Source organism: Halpernia frigidisoli, assembly GCF_900113805.1.
Classification (GTDB): Bacteria; Bacteroidota; Bacteroidia; order Flavobacteriales; family Weeksellaceae; genus Halpernia; species Halpernia frigidisoli.
Genome location: NZ_FOQT01000005.1, coordinates 129,173 through 153,013, shown reverse-complemented (window position 1 = coordinate 153,013; position 23,841 = coordinate 129,173). Strand labels below are relative to the sequence as shown.

Here is a 23,841-nt window from a genome sequence, read left to right as displayed (position 1 = left end):
CACTAAAAACTTTTGTTGCTTTTGCGGTAAAAAATATTATTCTTCGCCAAGCGCATTTTTCATTTCCTGAAGACCACCGCCGTTGTAAACATCTGTCAAACCTTCGTTTTTAAAATATTGCATAGCTTTTCCGCTACGGTTTCCACTTCTGCAAAAGAAAATTTTTGGTCCATTCAGATTAGTAATTTCCTGCTTTCTGTCTTCCATTTCACCTAAAGGAATATTTCTGGCTTTTTCTATTTTACCGTCCATTTCAAGTTCCATTTCTTCGCGAACGTCGATCAAATGGTAGTTTCCTGCTTCAATAACTTCTTCTATTGTCATTTTATTTATTTTAAATGTATTTTTGTAATGTTTCAAAACAAATTTACCAAAATTTCACTGATCCACAAAAGAATTGAATGCTTCAAAACCAACAAAAATATTCTGATTTAATAAAGCAAAAAGCCCTGAAATTTGGCTTTCAATCTTGCGGTATTTCAAAAGCAGAATTTCTGGAAGATGATGCAAAACCTTTAGAAAACTGGCTTAAAAATAATTACCATGGCGAAATGCAATACATGGAAAATTATTTTGACAAAAGATTAGATCCAACTTTGCTCGTCGAAGGTTCAAAATCGGTGATTTCACTTTCCTATAATTACTTTCCTGAAGAAAAAATTGATAGTTTAGATAATTTTAAAATTTCAAAATATGCGTATGCCGAAGATTATCACGAAATTATTAAAGATATTTTAAAAGATTTAGTTACTGTATTACAAGAAGAAATTGGTGCTTTTCACTGCCGGATTTTTGTCGATTCTGCGCCGGTTTTAGAAAGAAGTTGGGCAAGAAAATCCGGAATTGGCTGGGTTGGGAAAAACGCTAATTTAATCACGAAACAAAACGGATCTTTCTATTTTTTGGCAGAAATTATTTGCGATTTAGATTTAATCGCAGATCACGAAACTATCGATCATTGCGGAACTTGCCGAAAATGTATTGACGCGTGTCCGACTGACGCAATCATTTCTGATAAAATAATTGACGGCAATAAATGTATTTCTTATGCGACGATCGAATTAAAAAATGAAATCCCGGAATCGTTTAAAGGAAAAATGGAAGACTGGATGTTTGGGTGCGATATTTGTCAGGACGTTTGTCCGTGGAATCGATTTTCTAAACCCAATTTGCAGGAAAAATTTCAGCCCAATTCTTACCTGAAAGATTTTAAAAAAGAAAACTGGCAGGAATTAAGTCAGGATCTTTTTTTTGAAATATTCCGAAAATCGCCTGTCAAAAGAACGAAGTTTGCGGGTCTGGAAAGGAATATAAAATTTTTAATGGAGAAATAATTATAGATTTAAACCACAAAGTCACAAAGAACTTTAATATTTAAGAAATAAAAGGACACAAAGTTTAATATTAAAACTAATGATTAATTTTAGACTTAAAATTTTACAGAAATTGACGATTTTTTCTCATTCCGTAGGAATCTAGGCGAGGCTTCTAACGGCTTGGATTCCTACGGAATGACAAAATTGGACTAAATCTAATTTATATAAAATAACAAAAATATGCTCAAAAAAATACTCAGAATCATTTTAAAAATCATCGGCGGAATTTTCGCTTTTATTTTGCTTTACTTGATTTTAGCCCTTACAATTCCATTAATTGAAGTTGCAAAAAAACCGACAACTGAACCTGCAACTGTTCCCATTTATATATTGACAAATGGCGATCACACCGATTTAGTAGTTCCCGTAAAAACGGCGCAAATTGACTGGAGCCAAAAAATTCTTTATAAGGACACAAAATCAAAAGAGGAAAATTTCAATTATTTGGGAATTGGTTGGGGCGATAAAGGTTTTTATCTCGACACGCCAACCTGGTCACAATTAAAATTTTCTACAGCATTTGAAGCCGCTTTTTGGCTCGGAGATTCTGCGATGCATTGCACTTATTTGAATGATGTAAAAGAAGGAAAAGATTGCAAAAAAATAATGCTCACGAAAAATCAATATGCAGATCTGATAAAATTCATCGACACAAGATTTGATAAAGATAAAGACGGAAAGAATATTTTAATTCCCACAAATGCGGTTTATGGCGAAAATGATTCATTTTACGAAGCCAAAGGAAGTTACAGTTTTCTCTACACCTGCAACACCTGGACGAACGACGGTTTAAAGGCAGCCGGGCAAAAAGCCGCGCTTTGGACGCCGAGTGACTTTGGAATTTTTGGGCATTACAAGTAATTAAATTTATCAAAAATAAACTGGTAATTATTTTATATTCATCTTACTTCGCTACCGCGTTAATAGTGACAGCCAGTTCATTTCCAGTTTTTAAAGTATTAAAAAATGCGGATGGTGGCGTAATTCCATAGTCCGTCATTTTGATATTTAATTTTCCTGATATGGTGTAGGTTTCGCCACTTTTTGTCACATTTACCGGAAAACTTATTGTTTTTGTTACGTTTGTAACGGTCAGTTTTCCTGTCATTGTTCCTTTTCCAAGATTTACGGTATTTGCCACAAAAGTAATTGTAGGAAATCGATTGGCAAGAATTGCTTCTTAAGCGTTTTTATCCATTCCATTTTTTCCGCTTTTTAGGGATTTTCCGTTAATTGAGTAATGGATATCCTGAATTGTATTTCCGGAAACGTTTCCTGAAAAAGTGCCGTTATCAGAAGTCATCGTCCAATCGTGAAGAGTGGAAGTTCCCGAAACTGTAGTTTTAACGTTATTACTGTTTATTTTTTGTGCCGAAAGTGAGACTGAGAATATTCCAAACGAGAGAAGAATTATTTTAAAAAGACCAAAATTTTTCATCGTGTTTCTATTTTAAATTTACTTTTATATTTTTAATTTTCAAATGGAAAGATAATTTTTATAACAACTTGAGAAAATTTCCTTTAATTTTAAATAATAATGTATTGTCCGCCGTTGGTAGAAATAATAACCAAAGCGGCTATTAAAAAAATCAGATCGTAATGCCAACCGTAACCTTTGTCTTCGTAAAAACCAGTTTTCCAGACGAAGATCTTTTTCTGAATGGCGCCAAGCATCGTAAAAATTATAATTAAAGCGCCAATTTGTGGGAAAATCCCGAAAGCCAATGAAATGGCAGCGAGGATTTCGGCAAGTCCTAAAATCCGGGTGACAGAAGGTGGAAGCCCGACACTTTTACCGCGTTCCACAGGATCTGTAAAATGACTTTTGCCACTGGAAAAAAAGACGATCGCCACAATAAGACGAAGTAAAAGTAAGGCAGCGGGAATTAATGAAGTTAAATCGAGTATCATGATTAATAGTTTAAATATTGTTGTGCATTTGGGCAAATATATAAAACACCAAAAATAAATTTAAACGCAAAGACGCAAAAATTAATTTCATTGAAAATAGATTTAAGGCGCAAGAAAAGTCTTAGATTTTTCAATTTTAACGAAGTTAAAAAAACTTTGCGTCTTAATTCCATAACAATTTGCAAATTAGTTTTTTGCGTCTTTGCGTTGAAATCCTTTTTGAAAGTACAACTTGTAGTTTAAGTTTTAAAGTTAATATTATTTTTAAATAATTTCCGTTTTATCATTTCTAAGTTGCATTTCATCTTAAATAAGAAGCGTAACAAAAATGTAAATTTTTACACTTATATTAGAGCAGATTATTAATTAAATTCGCTTATCACAAAACATAATATTAAAATAAATGAAAAAAAAATCTAATGCAATCGGGCCAAGCGAGATCTTTCTGGCAATCCTCGCCATTTTATTAATCAGTGTCAGCTTTTACCAGACCTGGCTGGGTTTAGAACAGATTTTTGGTAATGCGTCCATCGTTATCGCCTTTGTTTTATCGCTTTTATTGTTGTTTTTAATTTACATGATTCGTCAGGCAAAACTTGAGGGAAGACCGACGGGAAGTCTGGTCGGCATTTATATTTTCGTGGCGTCATTTTGTTTTATTGCCAATTTTAATGCGCTTTACACGCGTTTTATGCGGACAGATATTTATTCAACCGAACTGCGAACGATCAACGAAGATTTCAATAATTTACAGGCAAACGTCGGGTCAAAATTTAATTATAAATACAGCAAAGAAACCACGCAGAACGTAGAAATCATTAAAAAACAATTGATCGAGCAGATAAAAGATCCCGGAAATAAAGGCATCGGAACGCGCGCGCAATCTTTAATAAAAGACATCGAAAAATTAACCAACCAAAAAGTAGATCTGTTGACGCCGGTTGGCAATGATTATCAGGATCTTGCGGAAAGAATGGGCAAACAGATCGATAATATGATCTCTGATCTTTCGCCGGAAGAAAGTAACTTAAAAAGTGATATTGATCTTGCCGTTATTAAATACAATAAGAAAATTCAGGATGTTTTGTTGCTGCCAAAAAAAGAACAGGATGAAGCCTCACAAGGTTTAATTGATGAATCTTTGACCGCTTACAACAAACTTGGAAACCGCGCGCAAACAATTTTAACGGCTGATAAATTTAAATTTACGCCGGAATTTTCCAAGACTCAGGAAGTCGGGAAAATTGGTTTTGCCTTCGAACACGCGATCAAAAATTTCGGCGTTTACCAGTTTGTGGTTTTAATGGGCTGTATTTTATTAGATTTTGTAATTGTAATAATCGTTCTTTTGGTGACGCCGGAAAATGGCGACAGCAATAATAATGGTGGAAGTGTTTTTAACAACAAACGCAGCGGGCGGACTTTAATCCCAAAAAATTAAGAAAAAATGGACGAAAACGATAATAATGACTACTCGCGTTTTGAAAATCAGGAAACTATAAAACCGCTTTCATTCGATACAAATAACAGTTCGGCGGACAATTTTGTGCCTTTGGCAAACGCGACAACCAATGATATTAAAAATAAAGACAGCAATTTCGTCTTCTTTTTTGGTGTAGGTGAATCCGGGAAATCCGTGATTTTGTCGGCGATCTTGTATTATTTAAGTTCTCAGGCGGGTGTTTTAAGGCCAAAATTAGGAACGCCAAATTCTAAAGAAGCACAGGGTTTATTGTCAGATTTTTTTGAGAATATTCGCCAGGGCGTTTTGCCAAACAGAACGACGCGCGATCAGGTGACGCGTTTAGATTTGATCTTTGAACCGAATAACAGATCGAAAAAAGTACCTTCCATCAATCTTACTTTTCTGGAAACTTCCGGGGAAAACCACAAAGATATTGGTCGCGGCGGCACTTATCACAGCAGTATTGATGCGTATTTAAATGCAAATATTCCGCTTACTTTTATTATTGTGACGAGTTATGACAAAGCGCATCAGGAAGATACTTTGATTAATGAATTTCTGGATGAACTTGAAAGAAAAGGAAAGAATTTAAAATCAATTAATGTGATTTTAGTAGTTTCTAAATGGGATAAAAGTGGCCGTTCTGATGTGGAAAGTGAAGAGCAACTGGAAAATTTTATCACCGAAAGATTGCCGCGAACCAATAACAGAATTAATTCTTACGAACTCAATAAAACCTATTTTACCATCGGAAGTTTAGAAAATGCAGGCGAAGGTGAAAGGATTAGATTATTGAATTTAGCGCCGTCAGAAGTGCTTTCTAACTGGCTTTACGAAAGTATCACGGGCGTTCCGCTGGATTATGAAGGCACTTTTTGGGAAAAAATAAAATTTGGTTTTTAATATTTTATGAACGACAATATTTATTTAATCGCTTTTGGCACGTTTGGAAATCCGAATGGTTTCAGGCAAAGTCCGTTTATTGCGAAAGATCAAACTGTTTTTAAATCAATTAAAACCTTTGATCTCAATACAAATGCGATCAAACTTTTCCCCGGAAATAAATTATATTCCATAAGAAAGGAAACTTTAAACGGTTCAAAAACAGTTGCTTATTCCGTTTATACTTTTGCTAAAGAACAGAATTCTGATCGTGGCGGCACTTTTATTGGCTCAAGTTTGTTGTTTGCCAATGAAATCCCCGCGGAAAATCTGACGCTTTCAAAATTAAATGAATTTCACCAAATTTTAACTTCAAAAAACACGGAAAACGATGTTATTCTAGTTGATCATTCTGATAATTTTTCAGCGGTAATTCCTCAGGATTTTGATAAATTAATTTTTGATCTAAAGGATTTTGATGATCTGACGAATTTTAATTTTAACAATAAATTTTTAGTTGTTTTTTGCGAAACTTCGCCAAATAAATTAAATACTTACCTTAAAGAATCTCTGAAACTTCTCAATAATTATGACACCATTTATTTCACGGACAGCGAAGAAATTGCAAAATTCGTGAATGAAAAAGGGATTTATAAGTTGATTCAAAATGTCGGAAATCAGCGGGATTTTGAAGATGAATTACAGCAATTTAAATTAGAAAAAAAAAAATTAGTTGAAAATCAGATCTTAGAATTTGAGAAAGAACGACAAAATTTAGAAAGTGATAAAAAAAAGCAACTCGCTGAATTACAGGAACAACTTTTAAATAATCAAAGATCGCAGGAAGAAAATTTAAATAAAATAAATGCATCAAAAACTGCAGTTTCTGAAATCGGTGAAAATTACGCAAAGTTTTCTGCTGTAATTAATGAATCAATTTCTCTGTTAAAAGCGAATCATAAAATTGAAAATGTCCGACAATTTTATGAAGAAAATAAAAAGCAATTTATTGAAAATCTAAAAAATGGAAAAGAAGTTTCCAGTTTTAAAATGATCGCTTTTTCTGATCTAAAGGTAAAAACTGATTTAAAAAATACGATAGAATCGCTGCCAAAATGGACTGAAGGTAATAATTATCCTAAATCCAGCGGTGAAAAAAAGACTAAAAGTAAATATAATATTTACAAAATAATTGCATTTTCGTCATTGCTTTTATGGATCGGCGGATTAATTTATTTTTTAGGAATTAACAATAAGAAAGCAGATTTAGCAAGTAAAAAAGTAAATATTTATGATTCAATTTACTCGGAAATTAATGCTAAAAATGATCTTTCTTCAAAATTAAATCCGATTCCAGACGATAGTCTGTCAAAAGTTGAATACAAAGATCTGGCGAAAAAATTTAAAGAAAGTTTAAAAATTGATGAAATTGCAGACATTATTTTTAGTCAAAACCCGGATGTTGTGAAAAAATATTATCAGTTTCAAAAGAAAGATTACAAAGATCTGCTTTTTAAGAAAAATATGAAATCTTTTTATGTGAAGGGAAATGACACGTTATTTTCACCAACCGATTCTCTGAAGATTATTCCGGCGAGAATGGCGGAAAGTGAAACGGCAAAATAAACGATTTAACTTATAAATCAGGCATAAAAAAACCCGTGTTAATCTTAGCCTGGCTTTAAATTTTTAAGCGTAATAACGAACGATGTTCCTTTATTTAATTCAGAATCAATTGTGATTGTACCATGTAAAATTTCGATAGTGTCTTTGACAATGTATAATCCAATACCAGAACCTATTTTTTTACTGTTGAGTCGGTAGAACATGTCAAAGATTTTAGTATGGTATTTTGGATCAATCCCAACGCCGTTATCTGTGACAGTCAGTTTAAGTAATTCGGAATCAGAAGAGCTACTGATTTTAACAAAATTGTTAGTTCCTTTTTCTTTGTGGTATTTTATGGAATTGGATATTAAATTTTCAATAATGGTGTTTAATCTTATTTGATCTGTATAAAATTCTTGCCGCTGATCTATATCAATTATAAATTCTATATTCTTTGCATCTGGATTACCTCGGTAAGATCTGACAATTTCATTAATGTTTTTTTGTAAATCTATTTTTTGCACTTCTAGTGGAAGACGATTGTTTCTGGAGTAATTTAGTATGTTTTTGATGAAATTATCCAAACGGTCAACACTTTCTCTAATCATTGCAATATGTTTGAGTGTTTCAGGTTCACTACTTTCATCTTCTATAAAATTAATTATTCCCAGTATTGAGGTTAGCGGAGACCGCAAATCATGGGATACACTGTAAACAAAGCGATCTAATTCGGTATTGGTTTTCACCAATTTCTTGTTCTGTAAATCGAGATCAATTTCTGCTTTTTTTCGTTCCGTAATATCGAATTGAGTGGTAACATGTTGATAGGGCTTTCCTTTTATATCTAAAAATGGAGTAATAGTCGTGTCTACCCAATATTCAGTACCGTCTTTGGCTTTATTTTTCAGCTCTCCTTTCCAGGTATTGCCACTGGCGACGGCTTTCCAGATACTTTGCAAAAATTCTTCTGAGTGATAACCAGAGTTAAACTTTTGATGATCTTGGCCAATTAATTCCTCCTTTGTGTATTTTGAAATAATACAAAAGTTATCATTGGTATGGGTGATTATTCCCTTTTGGTCCGTGATGGCTACAAGACAGGATTCATCAATTGCAAATTTATAATCTGATAATTCTTTATTTACAATCAGTAATTCCTCTTGTCTATTTTGAGTTATCTTAATTTGGCTACTAAGCTCACTGTTATAGCGTTCTATTTTTTTTCGTGACGCAACCTGCTCTGTAACATCGTGTCCAAAGAAGAAGATACCATCTATGTTTCCCTCAGGATCCCTATGTGCTTGATATATGAAATCCAGATAAACATCATCTAATATTCCATTTCCCTTAAAATCAAATTGAAAAAGCATTTCGCTTGCTGAAAAGGTTTCACCGGTTTGATAAACATGGTCTAAGAGCTCGTATATTCCCTGAGCTTCCAGTTCCGGCAACACTTCTTTTACTGTTTTTCCAATAACTTCACTTTTATCAGTTTTAGAGATTATTTTTAGATAAGGAGGATTGGCCAATTCATAGATATGATCTGGCCCTTTTAAAATGCCCATTCCAAAAGGCGCTTTCTCGTAGAGATCATGAAAACGTTTCTTTTCCTGTTGAATGGTTTTCTCTAATTTTTTTCTGTCAGTTATATTTTTCGCAATGCATAAAGCTAATTGAAGTTCCTTATCCCATCTGGCTGACCAAAGGTTATTGACAATAGAACCGTTTTTATGGACGTATCTATTTTCAAAGAAATTGGTTTCTGAACCATGTTTTATATTGGAGTACTCTCTTATTGTTTTTTCTTGGTCTTCTTTAAAAACTAGATCTAAAAATGGAGTGCCCTTTAATTCCTTTGGTGTATATCCCCAAATTTTCAGCGAAGCGGCATTTACATCAATAAATTTCCCTTCGCCATCAATGGTACAGATGACATCCATTGAAGCATCTAAAGTTTTGTTAAGCCGATTGACCGTTTTTTTTAATAAATGGTCTGTGGTATCTATTTTTTCTTGATATTTTAAACGCTCAGAAAGGTCATGAATTGATACCGATACTCTTTCTCTTCCTACGGAGTCAACAAATTTGGAAGATGAAGCAAAAGCTGAAAATGAACTACCATCTTTCCGAATAAAATTAACCACTCCTTTTGCACTTCCTGTTTCCCTCCGCTCCTTTAATAAAGTTTCAATTCCTTGATCTGTTTTGTCAATAATTCCATCTCTGCCTTTACCAATAATTTCTTCTTCGGTCATTTTAAACATCTTACACGCAGCAGGGTTAACTCTAATAATATTGCCATCTACGTGAGAAAGTATTATTCCGTCAAGACTGTTTTCGAAAATCGCGCGGTATTTGGCTTCTTTTTCTGCCAACTCAGTTTCTATTTTCTTGCGGTCGCTGACATCACTAAATTTTAAAATAATGCCTTTCAACTTGGGATTGCTCAACTGGTTATTACCAGTTCCTTCAAACCAGCAATACTTCCCATTTTTTAATTTCAATCTAAAAGAAGTTGGAATAATTTGTCCATGCTTGCTTTTTAGTTCATCTAAATATTCGTAAACTAAGTCCCTGTCTTGAGGATGAATTATTTCAAAAATGTCATACCCATGTATTTCTGTAGGCGTATATCCTGTAATTTTTTCTATTACTGGATTTCTATATATGGGATTTAAATTTTCATCAAGAACAGTGTAAATTGCTTCGGTATTTTCTACCAATGTTCTATATAAATACTCTTTTTTTTCTAATGCTGCAATGCGATTTTTGAGATTATCCTCAGTATTTTGAGAACAATTTTTAGATTCAAATTTTTCTAAAGCTATTTTTATACTAGAAGGAAGTTCTTCTATTTGGTCTTTTAGAATAAAATCAGCCAAACCATTCCTGAAGAAATAGATTAATGATTCTTCTTTCGCGGCATTAGATATAAAAATAAAAGGTGTTTGAGGAGCCAATTCTTTGGCCAAATTAAATATTGATTTTCCTTCAAAGTCCGGAAAATTGTTGTTGGATAATATGATATCTGGATCTTGTTTCTGAATATATTGCTTTAAACCCTCTTTAGTGTCCGTAACCTCAAGACTATAATTACTGTATTCTTTTTCCAGGATCTGACGAATCATTTCAATATGATCTGAAAAAGCTTCAACCAGTAGTATTTTAATTAATTTTGAGGCCATTATTTTATTTGTGAAGTTATTGAAGTCAAAAAAATGATCTTCAGATCTTAATTTTTAGAAGGCATCCCCCAAAATAGAGAAAGAACATTTATAAAGATAAAATGTTATCAAAAACACTTCTGGTAATAGGTTTAACCGCAAATAAACTTATAGAATGATCGTTTTTTGCCATAAAAATATCGCGATCATCAATCGTAGATGAGACCATAATGATTTTACAATGATCAGTTAAGCTTGGCGATAACAATTTATAATTTTCTAAAAATTCAAAACCATCCATAAGCGGCATGTAAATATCAACAAAGATAATCTGTGGCAATAGATCGCGTTTTTCTTGGTTTTCTGCCAAAAATTCTAGTGCGGCTGAAGCACTGTTATATTCTAAAACACATTTTGAAAAGTTGTTATTGGTAATTAATTTAGCAGCAATATAAAGATCTAACGCATTGTCATCAATGATCATTACTTTATTAAATGCAGGCTGCATTAGATTTTCCATAATATTTGTATTTTAAAGTAGATTTTATTAGTTTTTACTGCAATGATAATTATAGTTTGATAAATTTAATGAATTCTTCTTGCCTTCGTTTAGCAATTGGAAGCGATATTCCATTTATAAGTTCACAACTATAACCATCCTTCTTCGATATTTTTGTAATATGTTTGATATTAACGACATAGGAATGATGAATTCTGAAAAAATAATTTGGATCCATCATAGATACATATTCGCCAAGATTTCTGCTGGATAAGATTTTTTTATCATTGACCAGAAAAAAATCAGTGTATTTGCCGTCCGCCTTACAAAAAATAATATCATCCATCTTGATAAGTTCGATTTTATCCATTGAAGAAATAGCGATGTATTCATTGTTTTGATGCATGGTGCTCAAACCATTGACCTCATTTACTCTCTGTTCCTGAAAACATAATTCCATTTCAATCCGTTTGATCACTTTATAAAGTGAAAGGATGATGTCATTAATATTAAGAGGTTTAATTAAAAAATCAATCGCATTTAACTTGAAGGCTTTTAAAGCATAACGTTCGTCTGATGATATAAAGATAAATTTTGGAAGATTGAAATCTAAATCGTTGATGTAATCTGAAAAATTTTCATTTTTGGAGGAAATATCAATGAATATGACATCTGGTTTATGTAATTTGATTAAATCCAAACTTTTCTCAACCGACGACTCATAACCGACAATTTTCAACATAATATGATTTTCCTCCACAAAAGAATTTAATATTTCTGTAGTTTCATAATCATTATCGACAATTACCGCAGTGAGTTGTTTCATTAGAGATATATCAGTCAGACACAAATTTAAAAAAAAATTAATAACATTTTAATTAATAATGATATTTTGAATCAATGATTTTTTTGGGTGTGTTTAAGATTTATAAATTTTAGTTCCCCTTTAAGCGTGTAGATAGTCTGTTTAATTTTATTTAGTTACTGGTAAAATTGCTTTCGATTATTTTTAAAATTTAGATCTTAAGTTTCAAAAATCACTAATTATTATAAATTGATGTGCATCTGTATTCATTTTACGGTAATCATTTTTTGATAAATCTATTTTGTAGTTTAAAATTTAACTGATAAATTAAAATAAAAAATCTCCTTTACAACAATCTAGTAAAGGAGATCAACACAAATGATGAAAAAAAATTTATTGTTTAAGGGGTTAATTTCTATTTAAATAATCTCAAAATTTGTTGAAAAATTACTTCCGTCCGGTCGAACGGAAGCAATCAACACAAATGATGAAAAAAAATCTTGTTATTAAAGGATTAAATACTTCCTTTATGTTTACAAATGTAAGTCTTTGTGACCCTCAAAAATCAAATTATGGCACACAGTTATTAAATGTCTTTCTTTTTAAAATAAGTGTTGGTCTCAGCATAATAAGTGTTAAAAAGCGAATAAGGGTAGCCGGTAATTTAGTTTATAAATCCAGACAGCATTTCATGAAATTCGCTAAAATATAATTAAACTTCACTAATTTTTTTAAAGAACTAAAAAAGCAATTATTTTTGTTAGAAGTCACAACAAGGTTTTATCCAATTGAATGAAGAAATGCCAAATTTGTAGTCCTATAATATAAATTTTTATACTTTTTATGACTTAAACATTTGAACAGGAATTGCGGGAAGTAAAAAAGCCATCCTTTTAGCCACTTTTAAAAATAAAAAAACCTCTGTAAATCTAGGATTACAGAGGTTTTTGGTACCCGGTGCCGGTTCTATGGTGCCAAAACTAATACAATCATACTAATTCGTTTTTAATAGGTAATTGACTATTTATTAGGGTTTTATAGTCAATTTCAATCGTTTTCAATTGGAATTGTTTTTAATCTTTTTTGATAGTTTTTAGAATTTGCGGACAAATTGCGGACACAGAATAATGGTTTTTTCAAATTTGTTTTATATGTTTGTGATATTAAATTTTGTAATATGGCACAGACAAATTTCTATTTGGGAAAATCTACAAATCGTGCAGGTGATTCAGAAATAAGTATGAGATTATATGTTTCACGAGATATTCGTGTGCGTGTAAATTCTGGAATCTGGATAGACAGAAAACGTTGGGGTAAGAAAAACGAAATTAACGTTCCCTTAATTAATGGAAACGAACGTGAAATGTTACTTGAAAAACGTTCAACATTAAAATCTTTGACCGACCATCTTGAAAAAATAATAAATACTTCTGTAGATAAAACTTCAATTAATAAAACTTCTCTTGAAAGTCAAATAAAAAAATTTCACAGACCTTCCGCTAAAACCATTGAACCAAAAGAGGAATCATTTTTTGATTTTATGGAAAAATATCTGACTGTTCACAAACTTTCGAATTCGAGAAAGAAAAATTTTAGAGTTATTATTAGAAGTTTAAAAAGATTTGAACTTTTTAGAAGTAAGGAAATCAATAAGAAATATAGACTTTCATTTTCAAATTTAACGTTGGAAGTATTGCACGAAATTGAAGACTTCTTAGGTAATGAGAAACAGGTATTTTTGAAATACCCGGAGATTTATGATGCCGTTCCCTATTCTTGCAAAGTAGCAGTTAAGACTGTTCCTCGAAAACGCCCACCAAATTTAGATAAAAATGGTATCGAAATTCCCAAAGGAACTCCCAGAGAGAGAGGGAAAAATTCTGTTGCTGATATTTTACAACGATTTCGCAGTTTTATAAAATGGGCTAATAATAATGACTACACGACGCAAGATGCATTCAAAAAATTCTCTATTGGTGAGATAGTTTACGGAACACCAATTTATATTAATAACGAAGAAAGAAATTGTCTACTAAATGCAGATTTTTCAGACGATATTGAGTTGGAAACTCAACGTGACATTTTTGTTTTTCAATGTTTGGTGGGTTGTAGGGTAAGCGACCTTTTAAAATTTACTTATAATAGTATCAAAGAAGAATGCATTGAATATATACCGCGAAAAACTAGAGAAGATAGGGCTATTACAGTTCGAGTTCCATTAAACAAAACTGCTAAAAATTTACTTGAAAAGTATAGAAATGAAGATAGAAAAACATTATTTCCATATAATACAGAACAGGATTATAATTTAAAAATCAAGAAGGCATTTGAACGTGTTGGACTAACCCGAATGGTTACCGTTCTGGATCAACAAACCAGAGAAGAAGTCCAAAGACCTTTGAATGAATTGGCATCTTCTCACATGGCAAGACGTAGTTTTATCGGGAATATCTACAAAAAGGTAAAAGACCCAAATCTAGTTGCTTCATTGAGCGGTCACAAGGAAGGTAGTAAAGCGTTCGCACGTTACCGGACTATTGATGATGAAATGAAAAAGGAACTGATTGATTTCCTAGATTAATAATTTACGTTCCTTTTTAATCTATTATCGCAAATTTTTTCTAAATGAAATCCAATTCTAAACATTCTGACTTAATACTTCCGAAAATATCTGTCTTTCTGATAGGTCTTACAATCGCTATAATAATCCGTTTTGCATTATTGACAAATAATTCCGATACCGGAACCGCAAATCTATTTTTTATCTTAGCACTTGCGGCCTATTTTATATTCTATCTTTTATACGATGAATTTTTCAAGCAGGTCTTTATCTTTTTTGAAAACATGTTTAAATCGAAGAAAAATGTTCATAGTTCTGAAATTGATGAAAATGAAGCAGAATTGTATATGAATCACAGAGATACTTTAAATCCAATTTTAGATATTGCAAATAGTCAAGAAATTTTAAATTCAAATGATATTGAAGCCAGGAGAAAGAATTGGGAGAAAGAGAGAATAAATTTATTTAATGAGAATTTAGAAAAATTTCAAAATTACACACGCATAATTTTTTCTCCTCACGTCGATGATCACGATTTGAAGAAACTGGCAGAATCTATATTAATTTATTCCAATGGAGATAATATTAGTATTCCAATTTTAGTTAAAACGCATGACTTGACAAAAATGGATCTTTTTCATTTTGGATGGAACATGGTAAATCATTTTAAAAAATCAAAACAAGAGGTCGCTCCGTGGCTAAAATTGGTATTTTCAGATTTGAAAGATTTAGAATTCAGTTCGATCACAAAAAAATTAAAGGTTGATAATGAAAAAGGAACAATAAAAATTATTGAAGATATCCCGAAATATATGGAAAATATGTAAAAAGAACCATTACATCAGAGACTTTAGAGAGATTTCACGGAGAGACAAATAACTTTTGTTCTCTATGAAATCTCTCTTTTCATTTGCACCAGATTCAATCGAATCAAAATTTAATGTATTGTACAACACAAACAAAAACAATTATGAACTATCAAGAATTATTGAGTTCAGGTGCAAACGTGAGTATCACTGTTAATCTTAAAGATTTGCAGGACTTATTTAAAGAAGTTGCAGGAAGTAGAGTCACTGAAATTAAGACAAATGAACAGGAAGAATTTGTAAGCCGGAAAAACGCACTTTCTCTTCTGCAGATTGACTCATCAACTTTGTGGAACTGGGAAAGAACAGGTTACATAGAATCATATCCATTTGGAGGTCGGAAAAGATATAAAACCAGCGATATTGAATTAATAAAATCAGGAAAAAAGTAGCATCATGGACGAAAGAAAGTCTTTTTCTCCAAGACCAAGAAAAAAAGTTCTCGTTTCAAATGATTTTAGAGAGGTTTTGATTTCGCAGGATACCTCCATCATAGAACAGCGCACTATTACGATAATTCTTTCTTCTATCAAAGAAGAACAGTCGCTTTTTATATCTGTTAAATCTCCAGTAAATTCTGCTGACCACATTCAACTTACTTTCGATGATTATTTTGAAGGATGGGCAAACCAGGGAACAGTAGATTTTGAGATTCCGCTAAAAGTTTTAAATCCAAATAGGATAATGAAAAACCTGACCATTAAATCAGCGTTGATAAATATGACTAATATTAATTGGCTTCAGTTGAAGGACAGTTCCATAAATGGTTATCAGGCAGTTCCTTTCATTATTAAACCCAGATGGAACAAGCGTAATTTATATTTTAAGATGGATAACGCCGTGCTTAAACATTTGCTTAATATGAGCCATTATTTTCCACTTAAAAAAGACTTGCCTTATCAGGTTTCGTCGTCCAATACTTTACGATTTTTGATGTGGATATTAAAATTTAAAAAATTTGGTGGTTTATCAATGGAATACACGCAGATTTTAAAACAATTCGCAATTTCAAAAGATAAATACGAAGGACGGTCAAGGTTTGAAAGAGATTTTTTACAGAGTATAAAGGCAGATCTGGATTCGTTTAATGATTTGAGTTTTAATTATGCTTATCATGAGGGAAAATATACATTTTCAATTTACGATACTGCGAAGTCAGTTGGTATAAGCGAGAAGTTCATTTCACTAAATGACCTGCAGATGGATCGTTCAATTAAATATTTGAAAAGAAAAAGAAACTTAAGCGAAACAGATATTAGAGTATTGAGAAAACTTTTTGAAGTAAAAGGTTACAAAGAACTTTCTTCCAGATTAAAAAACAGGATTGATCCCAGTTTAGATGGCGATAATTACATAAAAGCAGTTTTTATTTTACTTGAAAAATTACCGTGACTTTATCTCCGAAAACCGCGACTTTAATTCCGAATTAGAGGATTCTATTTCCGAAATATATTACTTTATCTCCATAATAATGGACTTTATCTCCGTGAAAATGGACTTTATCTCCGTCTTTTTACTAATTGATATCATTAAAATTGAGTGCTGATAATGGTTTGAGAAGATTCAAAAAGTTCCTCTTAATTATACTAATGTTATTAATCATTATAATCTTACTAATAAAAATAATAAATGCGGATAACTTATTTAAAAAAGACATTGTGTAAATGCCAGATTAATAAACTTTTAAGTTTTAACCATTTTTAATTATTTTTGGGTTTTATCTCCGAAAAAAGTTTTTGCTTTTAAAAAAAAAATATGAATTGCGCTCAAGCCAACAAAATACCGATTAGAATAGTTTTAGATAGTTTTTTTGTTTCTCCGAGCAAAGAAAATCCGAAGGCTGCTTTTTACTTTGCTTTAGACCGACATGAAAAAACACCAAGTCTTTTAGTGGACTTTGTAAATAATAAAGCATTTGATTTTGGGACAGGAAAAAATTATGATGCTGTTTCGATAGTTCAAACGATTGAAAAATGTTCGGTAAGTGAAGCGTTGAAATACCTGGAGCAATTTAGTTTTACTTTTAAAAATCAAGAAATTCTTACTAAACAGAAATTAGAAAATTTTTCTAAATCTTATGAAATAACGGTAATAAAAGAAATTCAGCATCCTGCACTTTTAGAATATTTAAAAAGCCGAAAAGTAGAAAATAAAACCGAATTTTTGAAAGAGATCCACTATCAAATTAATGATAAAAACAATTTCGGAATTGGTTTTAAAAACAATTCCGGTGGTTATGAAATCCGGAACGCTTATTCTAAAATTTGTTTAGATAAAAAAGATGTGACTACAATGAAAATCGATTCAAATTCAGTAAGAATTTTTGAAGGATTCTTTGACTTTCTTTCCTTTAAAAATGTGGAAAATTATCTGGAGAAACAACCTTCAGATTACATCATTTTGAATTCAGTTTTGATGATAGAAAGAATTAAAAATGATTTGGACAATTATCAAAATATTGAACTTTATTTTGATAATGACGAGGCAGGAAATCACGCGATTGAAATGTTAAAAAATGTAAACGAAAATGCAGAAGATTGTCGGCACTTGTATTCAGATTTTAAGGATTTGAATGATTGGCTGATTTATGAAAGTCCTTCCAAAGAAGTTAAAATTCACCATAAATCTGCATTTAAAAGATGAAAGATTCCAATATTTATAAAGCAGATTTATTTAAAAAGATTTTTGAATTAAATTCAAAAAACAAAATTGGTGCAAATACAATCACCGTCTTTACATTCATTCTGTACAAATGCGATGATGTTCAAAAAGAAATTGTATTGTCGGATTATGAAATGGCCAGAGAACTTGGACTTTCCAGACAAACGATAATTACGGCGAAAAACAAATTAAAACTTTCAGGAATATTAAATTGTGAAAGAAATCGCGGTTTTCCGAATCGTTTTACTTTGAATGAAAATTATCGGTTAAAAGAATTACCAAAAATAAATGGAATCAAACAAATTTGGATTGAAGATTTAAAGCCGATTACAGAACCAAAAATTGTATCAAATAATTCCGTTTCCAAATATCCAACTCTAAATCATTTTTTGGATTTTGCCAAAACCTTAAAGGATTATTCTGTAAAATTAGACGAACTATTGATTCAGAAATTTCATCAATGGGATAATTCTGACTGGAAAAACCCTTTAGGAAAACCTATCTTGAATTGGCGGTCTGTTCTTGAAAAAAATCTGATGATGTTGGAGATTTCGCTACCTAAAGAAAACCAAACTCATTACAAAATCCCAAATATTAAAAGACCTAAACTAGACTAAAATCTTTTATACTAACCAGACTAAAATATGGTAGTCTAAATTAAATTTCAGACTTGTGAAATATGTATTAGCAAGATGTGTCTTTGTGCATACAAAATTTACATTTTATACTACCAAAGGACTGTCTTGCCTTTTCTGCGAAAAGGGTTAAAAAACTTCGGAAGTCGTTTTTTATTTTGAAAGCGCATTGTTTTAAAGTAAAACTGAACACCATTTTCGCTTTTTTTTGAAAACAAATTATTGCTGAAAAAACAAAAAAATATGCGTTGAAAGTCAAAAGAATTGAGCAACTTTCAAAAATAAAATTTATTTTAGCGAAGATTAATTTTAGTTATGCAATACAGGATTAATCATAATTTAGTTTTCATTCAGAATTAAAGTCTACTTTTCACAAAAATTTAAATGAAAATTTTATTAATTGAAGATGAAATTTAGTTGAGCAAAAGTATTTTGTCTCATTTAAAGATCAACGATACAGTTGTGATTTGGCGGAAGATTTTATCTACGCGCAGGAAAAAATGGAATCTTTTAATTAAGACTATATTTTACTGTATATCACTTTGCCGAATGGAAACGGTCTAAATTTACTTAAATTTTTAAAGGAACAAAATAAATCAGACGGCGTCATTATTATATCAGCCAAAAACTCGTTAGATGATAAAATCAATGGTGTGCAACTTGGAGCAGATTATAAGTTCTCTTTTAGTTGTTAATTGACTTTTTTGTAAGGTCTCATATTCAATTTCAATTGTTTTCAGTTGGAATTGTTTTCAACGTTTTTAGATAATTAATTTAAACGTCGCGACTATTAAATTTTGAAAGTTAACAACATGTTATTTTTTGCATTACTAAGTTATATTTTAAAATAAAATTCTGTTCAAATCAAAAAAAATATTTTATCTTTAAACTTTAAGTAGTAACATTAAAAATTATACAATATGGCAATGTTTGATTATGGTGTTGGTGGCAACGAAGTAAAAGTTGATGCTAACGAAGCGATAACGCATATTCAGGAAAATAGGTCGTTAATTGTAAGTAAGCTTACAGAGGAAGAACCATTTGCACCGGAAATTGTGAAAGGTTTAAAAACTGTTGAAGATGTTTTTAGACATTTCAAGCCCTCTGTGGCTGTTCAACACGAGACTGAAGAAGGTACTTATGTTGATGAAGAATTTAGATTTAATACTGTGGGCGATTTTACCCCAAAAAGTTTAACTCAAAATTCAGAATATCTTAAACAATTAAGTTTAGAACAAGAGCAGTATAACAAGATCTTGCGACAATTAAAAAACAACAAAATTTTACGTAAAATTTTGCAGGATGAATCTACAAGAAATGCACTTGTTGATGTTTTAAAGGACGTAGCCACAGAACTGAAAAACGATAATTAAGAATCATGGAAAAAAATAACCAACAGGAAGTTCAGAAAAATCAAAGCCAGCAACAGGGTGATTCTCGAAGTAAGGAAAGTTCTTTAGAAGAACTAAATAAAGTTGGCGGTTTTAACTTTATAGAAACCGTTGTAGATGGTGTCGCAAACATGAACCCATCCAGGAAAGCAAGAAAAGAAATTTTCTTGAATGATAATAATAAGGAAAACGAACGTAAAGATTTGCTTCAAAAACTAAATCTCTGGATTTCGCTTTTAGACAGTGGCAAATCTGCGGAGGATATGGCAGAATCCTGTAAAGATAAAGCGCTTTCTGCAGAAAATAATTTAAAAACAAATCTTAAAAATACTTTAGACAGCGTTCGTGAGATGGAAACAAACTATAGAACAGTTGCGCAGTTCTATAAAAATACTGAGCTCGACAAGGTTGATAACGTAAGTATTGTTAATGCGTCTATGGATCAACTTACAGATCTTGACAATCCGCTTTTTATTGAAGCGATTGGCGACGAATTTAAGCAAAATTATGACCGTCTTGATCTTCGCGACAGTTACTCTATTTTGGCTTTGCCCGGCTATTTAGGATCAAATAAAGTCGTTGAAAAATGGGCGAAGATCTGTAATGAAAATAAGGTGATGATGGTGACAGATTTTGCAAATCTTGATAAACCGGATGACGTTGTAGATCTTTTTCATTCTGCAAATCTTACCGGTGGTGAACTTCACCGTAGTAATGTAATCATGACAACTAATTGGCTTGTCGGTAGAGGCAGAGCGGAAGAAGTGGGCGAAGAAGAAAATGTCGATCTTCCACCTTCAACTTCATTAGCAGGAAAAATCCACAGAACATTAATGTCTCAGGTTGCGGCAGGTAAAAAACACGGTAACATAAATGAAGTTGATGCCGTAAAGTTTGACCTCAAAAAAAGTGAAATTTCGCAATTAGAGAAAATGGGCTTGGTTCCAATGGTCAATGAATACGGTAAAATTATGGCGTTTTCTGCTAAAACTTTATTCACTGGCGACAATATTGGTTTGCAGACGTACTCTGTTGTTCGTGTGTTTGATTATGTCACTAAAGTTTTACTGGATTTCTTAAACAGAAGAGCTTTTGAAAACTGGACTCCTAAAAATGAAGATGATCTGAGAAAACAGATCGTTACTTTCCTCGATGGAATAAAAGGCGCAGATAAACTAATTGAAAAATTTAAAATTGTTCGTTTTGAGCAGGATAAAGTAAATAAAGACCGCGTTTGGTTAGATATCCGAATGACGCCGTATTTTCCTACAAAAAGTTTTGTTATAAAACTGGATGGTCACAAAGGTGATGACGGTAATGAGTGGGAATCAGAATACCAACAGGAATAATGTAATCATGTAATTTTAGATACTGGGACAATCTCAACAGACATTGTCCCATTTTTTTTAATTTTTTTTGTTTGTTAATTTATTTTACAAAAATTATAATATGAGTGTACTAATAACCGACGAATCTTCAAAACAACTCATCCATATCGCGCAATCTATTGCGAGAGAAAATTACAACGCCACTTATGGCGGTTCTCATTTATTGCAAGCCTTGATGCATAAAGATATTGGACTGCGGGAATTTTTAACATCAATCGGCAAAGATCAAGCCTACATTTATGATTGGGCAGATGTAAGAATTGAAGAATATTCAAAAACAGGAAGTTTACCATCTGAACCTACGCCAGATGAAAAAATAGATAAAATTCTTGAAGAGGCTGACGATATGCGCTTGAGATTGGGTTTAGACGAAATAAATCCTCTATGCATTCTTGCAGCAATTACCAAGGCAAATATTGCATACACCGCACAAGAATTAAAATCTTTGCCGCTTCGTGAGCATGAAATTTTAAATCATTTTCAGGGTGAAAGTAAAAAAGTAGATTCTACGGAAAATAATTTGATAGCCGGTTTTCAGGAAAAAAAATCTTCTTTTCCCGCAATTTCGGCATATTGTGTTGACATGACGCAAATGGCAAGAGACGGAAAAGTTGAAACCATAGTCGGGCGCGATAAAGAACTACGTCAATTGGTAGAAATTCTTTGCCGAAAAACTAAACCAAACGTTATCATCGTCGGTGAACCAGGTGTCGGAAAAACCGCATTATTGGAAGGTTTCGCCTCAGAAATAATTGCAGGAAATGTTCCTAAATTATTAAAAGAAGCCACTTTACTTGAATTGGATACTGGTTCTCTTTTAGCCGGAACTTCATATAAAGGTGAAATTGAAGACCGTTTAAAAAAAGTGATCAATGAATGTAAAAAAATAAATAAAGCAGTGCTTTTCATTGACGAGATTCATGCGCTTTTAGACAGTAAGGGAAGCGCGGGAAATGTTGCAAATCTTTTAAAACCGGAATTGGCTCGTGGCGAAATTACCGTTATTGGCGCTACGACGCAGGAAGAATATAGAAAAATAATCGAGCCGGAACGTGCTTTTGACCGCAGATTTGAAGTTTTATTGGTTGAAGAACCTGATGAAGCCGCCTGTGTAAAGATGATCAAAAAAGTGCTGGAAAGTTATAAAGAGCATCACAAAGTTGATGTTGATGAAAACAGTTTAGGAGATTGTGTTAAATTATCAAAACGATATTCTAAAGGTAAAAAATTACCGGACTCCGCGATCGATCTTTTAGACCGCACAATGGCTTCCATTAAAATGCTGGATGAACTTTCTGTAGGTGAACTTGAAAAATGGAAAGCGAATTATGAAGAAATAATTAAAGAAACACCGGAAGATGATCCATTATTAGTAGATGAATTACTCTGGAATTTTCAGTTACTTCAAAATAAACTGAGTCCAATTCTTTGGGGATCGCTTTCAGAACAACATGTTTTAGATAATTCTATGGATGTTTCCCAGATCAAAAAGGTAATTGATGAAACTTTTGAAGAATTAATTAAACATGCATCCGTAAAGCGCGTAAAAGTCGGAACGCACGAACTTGCTGCTGTAATGGCTTCAAAAACTGGAATTCCAATCGGTAAAATTCAGTCAGGTGAAAAAGATAAACTGATGAACATGGAAGATCTGCTCAAGAAGAGAGTTGTCGGACAGGATCACGCACTAAAAACTTTAGCGGATGCTATTATTGAGAATAGAAGTGGTTTAAACAAACCCGGACAACCAATTGGGTCATTTTTCTTATTGGGACCAACCGGAACAGGGAAAACTGAACTTGCAAAATCAATGGCGGAACTTTTATTTAATGATGAAAGCGCAATGATCAGATTTGATATGTCTGAATTTAAAGAAGAACATTCTGCAGCATTGCTTTATGGAGCTCCTCCGGGATATGTTGGTTACGAAGAAGGTGGAATGTTGGTAAATAAAATCCGTCAGCAGCCTTACGCCGTTGTTTTATTTGATGAAATTGAAAAAGCGCACAGTTCAGTTTTTGATGTGTTTCTTCAAATTATGGATGAAGGTAAAGTTCATGATAAACTGGGGAAAGAAGGTGATTTTAGTAATTCTTTGATTTTATTTACTTCAAATATTGGCAGCGAACAGATAGTGGAACATTTTGAAAGAAATGAAATCCCGGGAGCAAAATCTTTAATGAAAATAATGACAGATTCAGGTCGTTTTCGCCCGGAATTTTTGGCTAGAATCACGGAAATCATTCCTTTTTCTCCAATTAACGAAGCAATGGCGGAAAATATTTTTAAAATTCAACTTAAACCTTTACGAAATGCTTTGCAAAGATTAGGAATGACGTTCGAGATCTCCGACGCGGCGGTGAAAGAATTGGCATTAAATGGTTTTAGCAGCAAATATGGAGCAAGGCAAATTACCGGTGTAATTCGATCGCAGATTGCGAGACCAATTTCTAAAAGAATAGTGCGCGAAGAAGTAAAAGCTGGAGAAAATATCGCGGTGGATTGGGATGATGATAAAAGTGAACTTACCTGGAGCGTTAAATAATTATAAAACTTTTAATTAAGTACTTTGAAGTCTATTTTTTTTAAATTTTTTAGTTTTTTTGTTGTAATATTTATTAATTTTAATT

Annotated in this window: 22 protein-coding genes; 15 read left to right on the top strand and 7 right to left on the bottom strand. The window is 32.2% G+C overall.

The annotated features are described in order from the left end of the window. Positions 1-36 precede the first annotated feature (36 nt). On the bottom strand, positions 37-324 hold the full coding sequence (locus BM238_RS13005; RefSeq protein ID WP_090082112.1) for a rhodanese-like domain-containing protein: 288 nt from the start codon (positions 322-324) through the stop codon (positions 37-39). A 77-nt stretch (positions 325-401) separates the two neighbouring features. On the opposite strand from BM238_RS13005, the gene queG reads away from it, so the two are divergent. Next, complete coding sequence (queG, locus tag BM238_RS13000) at positions 402-1,334, top strand: tRNA epoxyqueuosine(34) reductase QueG (protein ID WP_090082110.1); 933 nt, start codon at positions 402-404, stop codon at positions 1,332-1,334. 222 nt (positions 1,335-1,556) lie between these two features. Then, positions 1,557-2,237 carry a TIGR02117 family protein gene (locus tag BM238_RS12995; RefSeq protein ID WP_090082107.1) on the top strand — a complete coding sequence of 227 codons (681 nt, stop codon included), beginning with the start codon at positions 1,557-1,559 and terminating at the stop codon, positions 2,235-2,237. Positions 2,238-2,280: 43 nt separating this feature from the next. Here BM238_RS12995 and BM238_RS12990 read toward each other — a convergent pair whose 3' ends face one another. From BM238_RS12990 to BM238_RS12980, 3 genes are all read right to left on the bottom strand, one after another. Continuing rightward, positions 2,281-2,550, bottom strand: a complete 270-nt coding sequence (locus BM238_RS12990; RefSeq protein WP_090082104.1) for a YceI family protein — start codon at positions 2,548-2,550, stop codon at positions 2,281-2,283. Between the two features lie 6 nt (positions 2,551-2,556). Next, positions 2,557-2,814: a hypothetical protein gene (locus BM238_RS12985; RefSeq protein WP_090082102.1), complete on the bottom strand. Its 258-nt coding sequence runs from the start codon at positions 2,812-2,814 to the stop codon at positions 2,557-2,559. A gap of 89 nt (positions 2,815-2,903) precedes the next feature. Next, positions 2,904-3,287 (bottom strand): DoxX family protein, encoded by a 384-nt coding sequence (locus tag BM238_RS12980; protein ID WP_090082099.1) that lies wholly within the window; start codon positions 3,285-3,287, stop codon positions 2,904-2,906. 403 nt (positions 3,288-3,690) lie between these two features. Here BM238_RS12980 and BM238_RS12975 point away from each other — a divergent pair, with 403 nt between their 5' ends. From BM238_RS12975 to BM238_RS12965, 3 genes are read left to right on the top strand one after another with little or no spacing between them, the layout of a single operon-like run. Continuing rightward, on the top strand, positions 3,691-4,728 hold the full coding sequence (locus tag BM238_RS12975; RefSeq protein WP_090082096.1) for a hypothetical protein: 1,038 nt from the start codon (positions 3,691-3,693) through the stop codon (positions 4,726-4,728). A gap of 6 nt (positions 4,729-4,734) precedes the next feature. After that, on the top strand, positions 4,735-5,655 hold the full coding sequence (locus BM238_RS12970; protein ID WP_090082093.1) for a hypothetical protein: 921 nt from the start codon (positions 4,735-4,737) through the stop codon (positions 5,653-5,655). A gap of 6 nt (positions 5,656-5,661) precedes the next feature. Beyond that, on the top strand, positions 5,662-7,260 hold the full coding sequence (locus tag BM238_RS12965; protein ID WP_090082089.1) for a hypothetical protein: 1,599 nt from the start codon (positions 5,662-5,664) through the stop codon (positions 7,258-7,260). Between the two features lie 44 nt (positions 7,261-7,304). Here BM238_RS12965 and BM238_RS12960 read toward each other — a convergent pair whose 3' ends face one another. From BM238_RS12960 to BM238_RS12950, 3 genes are all read right to left on the bottom strand, one after another. Further along, a complete protein-coding gene (locus BM238_RS12960) occupies positions 7,305-10,427 on the bottom strand; it encodes a PAS domain S-box protein (RefSeq protein ID WP_090082085.1) in 3,123 nt (1,040 codons plus the stop codon). Between the two features lie 88 nt (positions 10,428-10,515). After that, positions 10,516-10,926: a response regulator gene (locus tag BM238_RS12955; protein WP_090082084.1), complete on the bottom strand. Its 411-nt coding sequence runs from the start codon at positions 10,924-10,926 to the stop codon at positions 10,516-10,518. A 49-nt stretch (positions 10,927-10,975) separates the two neighbouring features. Next, positions 10,976-11,731: a LytR/AlgR family response regulator transcription factor gene (locus tag BM238_RS12950; RefSeq protein ID WP_090082081.1), complete on the bottom strand. Its 756-nt coding sequence runs from the start codon at positions 11,729-11,731 to the stop codon at positions 10,976-10,978. Positions 11,732-12,887: 1,156 nt separating this feature from the next. On the opposite strand from BM238_RS12950, the gene BM238_RS12940 reads away from it, so the two are divergent. The 10 genes from BM238_RS12940 to BM238_RS12890 all read left to right on the top strand — a co-directional run bounded on the left by BM238_RS12940 (position 12,888) and on the right by BM238_RS12890 (position 23,756). Continuing rightward, positions 12,888-14,291, top strand: a complete 1,404-nt coding sequence (locus tag BM238_RS12940) for a tyrosine-type recombinase/integrase (protein WP_090082073.1) — start codon at positions 12,888-12,890, stop codon at positions 14,289-14,291. Positions 14,292-14,335: 44 nt separating this feature from the next. After that, entirely contained in the window at positions 14,336-15,097 is a 762-nt protein-coding gene (locus BM238_RS12935; protein WP_143093398.1) for a hypothetical protein, read from the top strand. A 143-nt stretch (positions 15,098-15,240) separates the two neighbouring features. After that, positions 15,241-15,528, top strand: a complete 288-nt coding sequence (locus BM238_RS12930; protein WP_090082754.1) for a MerR family transcriptional regulator — start codon at positions 15,241-15,243, stop codon at positions 15,526-15,528. Between the two features lie 4 nt (positions 15,529-15,532). Then, positions 15,533-16,528, top strand: coding sequence for a RepB family plasmid replication initiator protein (locus tag BM238_RS12925; RefSeq protein ID WP_090082066.1), 996 nt, complete (start codon positions 15,533-15,535; stop codon positions 16,526-16,528). 363 nt (positions 16,529-16,891) lie between these two features. Continuing rightward, the gene (locus BM238_RS12920) at positions 16,892-17,779 is read left to right on the top strand and encodes a toprim domain-containing protein (RefSeq protein ID WP_090082063.1); all 888 of its coding nucleotides are present in this window, start codon (positions 16,892-16,894) and stop codon (positions 17,777-17,779) included. Next, positions 17,776-18,414 carry a hypothetical protein gene (locus BM238_RS12915; protein WP_090082060.1) on the top strand — a complete coding sequence of 213 codons (639 nt, stop codon included), beginning with the start codon at positions 17,776-17,778 and terminating at the stop codon, positions 18,412-18,414. Before BM238_RS12920 ends, BM238_RS12915 begins: the two co-directional genes overlap by 4 nt. A gap of 542 nt (positions 18,415-18,956) precedes the next feature. Further along, positions 18,957-19,127 carry a response regulator gene (locus BM238_RS14695; protein ID WP_394333980.1) on the top strand — a complete coding sequence of 57 codons (171 nt, stop codon included), beginning with the start codon at positions 18,957-18,959 and terminating at the stop codon, positions 19,125-19,127. A gap of 225 nt (positions 19,128-19,352) precedes the next feature. Beyond that, positions 19,353-19,805 carry a type VI secretion system contractile sheath small subunit gene (locus BM238_RS12900; protein WP_090082052.1) on the top strand — a complete coding sequence of 151 codons (453 nt, stop codon included), beginning with the start codon at positions 19,353-19,355 and terminating at the stop codon, positions 19,803-19,805. 5 nt (positions 19,806-19,810) lie between these two features. Further along, positions 19,811-21,172: a DUF5458 family protein gene (locus BM238_RS12895; protein ID WP_090082048.1), complete on the top strand. Its 1,362-nt coding sequence runs from the start codon at positions 19,811-19,813 to the stop codon at positions 21,170-21,172. A 100-nt stretch (positions 21,173-21,272) separates the two neighbouring features. Then, entirely contained in the window at positions 21,273-23,756 is a 2,484-nt protein-coding gene (locus tag BM238_RS12890; protein ID WP_090082044.1) for an ATP-dependent Clp protease ATP-binding subunit, read from the top strand. The last annotated feature ends 85 nt before the right edge of the window (positions 23,757-23,841 follow it).

Excerpts from the sequence above, each read along its gene's own strand:
- BM238_RS13005 (WP_090082112.1), bottom strand. The coding sequence starts at position 324 with ATGACAATAGAAGAAGTTATTGAAGCAGGAAACTACCATTTGATCGAC.
- queG (WP_090082110.1), top strand. The coding sequence starts at position 402 with ATGCTTCAAAACCAACAAAAATATTCTGATTTAATAAAGCAAAAAGCC.
- BM238_RS12995 (WP_090082107.1), top strand. The coding sequence starts at position 1,557 with ATGCTCAAAAAAATACTCAGAATCATTTTAAAAATCATCGGCGGAATT.
- BM238_RS12985 (WP_090082102.1), bottom strand. The coding sequence starts at position 2,814 with ATGAAAAATTTTGGTCTTTTTAAAATAATTCTTCTCTCGTTTGGAATA.
- BM238_RS12980 (WP_090082099.1), bottom strand. The coding sequence starts at position 3,287 with ATGATACTCGATTTAACTTCATTAATTCCCGCTGCCTTACTTTTACTT.
- BM238_RS12975 (WP_090082096.1), top strand. The coding sequence starts at position 3,691 with ATGAAAAAAAAATCTAATGCAATCGGGCCAAGCGAGATCTTTCTGGCA.
- BM238_RS12970 (WP_090082093.1), top strand. The coding sequence starts at position 4,735 with ATGGACGAAAACGATAATAATGACTACTCGCGTTTTGAAAATCAGGAA.
- BM238_RS12965 (WP_090082089.1), top strand. The coding sequence starts at position 5,662 with ATGAACGACAATATTTATTTAATCGCTTTTGGCACGTTTGGAAATCCG.
- BM238_RS12960 (WP_090082085.1), bottom strand. The coding sequence starts at position 10,427 with ATGGCCTCAAAATTAATTAAAATACTACTGGTTGAAGCTTTTTCAGAT.
- BM238_RS12955 (WP_090082084.1), bottom strand. The coding sequence starts at position 10,926 with ATGGAAAATCTAATGCAGCCTGCATTTAATAAAGTAATGATCATTGAT.
- BM238_RS12950 (WP_090082081.1), bottom strand. The coding sequence starts at position 11,731 with ATGAAACAACTCACTGCGGTAATTGTCGATAATGATTATGAAACTACA.
- BM238_RS12940 (WP_090082073.1), top strand. The coding sequence starts at position 12,888 with ATGGCACAGACAAATTTCTATTTGGGAAAATCTACAAATCGTGCAGGT.
- BM238_RS12935 (WP_143093398.1), top strand. The coding sequence starts at position 14,336 with ATGAAATCCAATTCTAAACATTCTGACTTAATACTTCCGAAAATATCT.
- BM238_RS12930 (WP_090082754.1), top strand. The coding sequence starts at position 15,241 with ATGAACTATCAAGAATTATTGAGTTCAGGTGCAAACGTGAGTATCACT.
- BM238_RS12925 (WP_090082066.1), top strand. The coding sequence starts at position 15,533 with ATGGACGAAAGAAAGTCTTTTTCTCCAAGACCAAGAAAAAAAGTTCTC.
- BM238_RS12920 (WP_090082063.1), top strand. The coding sequence starts at position 16,892 with ATGAATTGCGCTCAAGCCAACAAAATACCGATTAGAATAGTTTTAGAT.
- BM238_RS12915 (WP_090082060.1), top strand. The coding sequence starts at position 17,776 with ATGAAAGATTCCAATATTTATAAAGCAGATTTATTTAAAAAGATTTTT.
- BM238_RS12900 (WP_090082052.1), top strand. The coding sequence starts at position 19,353 with ATGGCAATGTTTGATTATGGTGTTGGTGGCAACGAAGTAAAAGTTGAT.
- BM238_RS12895 (WP_090082048.1), top strand. The coding sequence starts at position 19,811 with ATGGAAAAAAATAACCAACAGGAAGTTCAGAAAAATCAAAGCCAGCAA.
- BM238_RS12890 (WP_090082044.1), top strand. The coding sequence starts at position 21,273 with ATGAGTGTACTAATAACCGACGAATCTTCAAAACAACTCATCCATATC.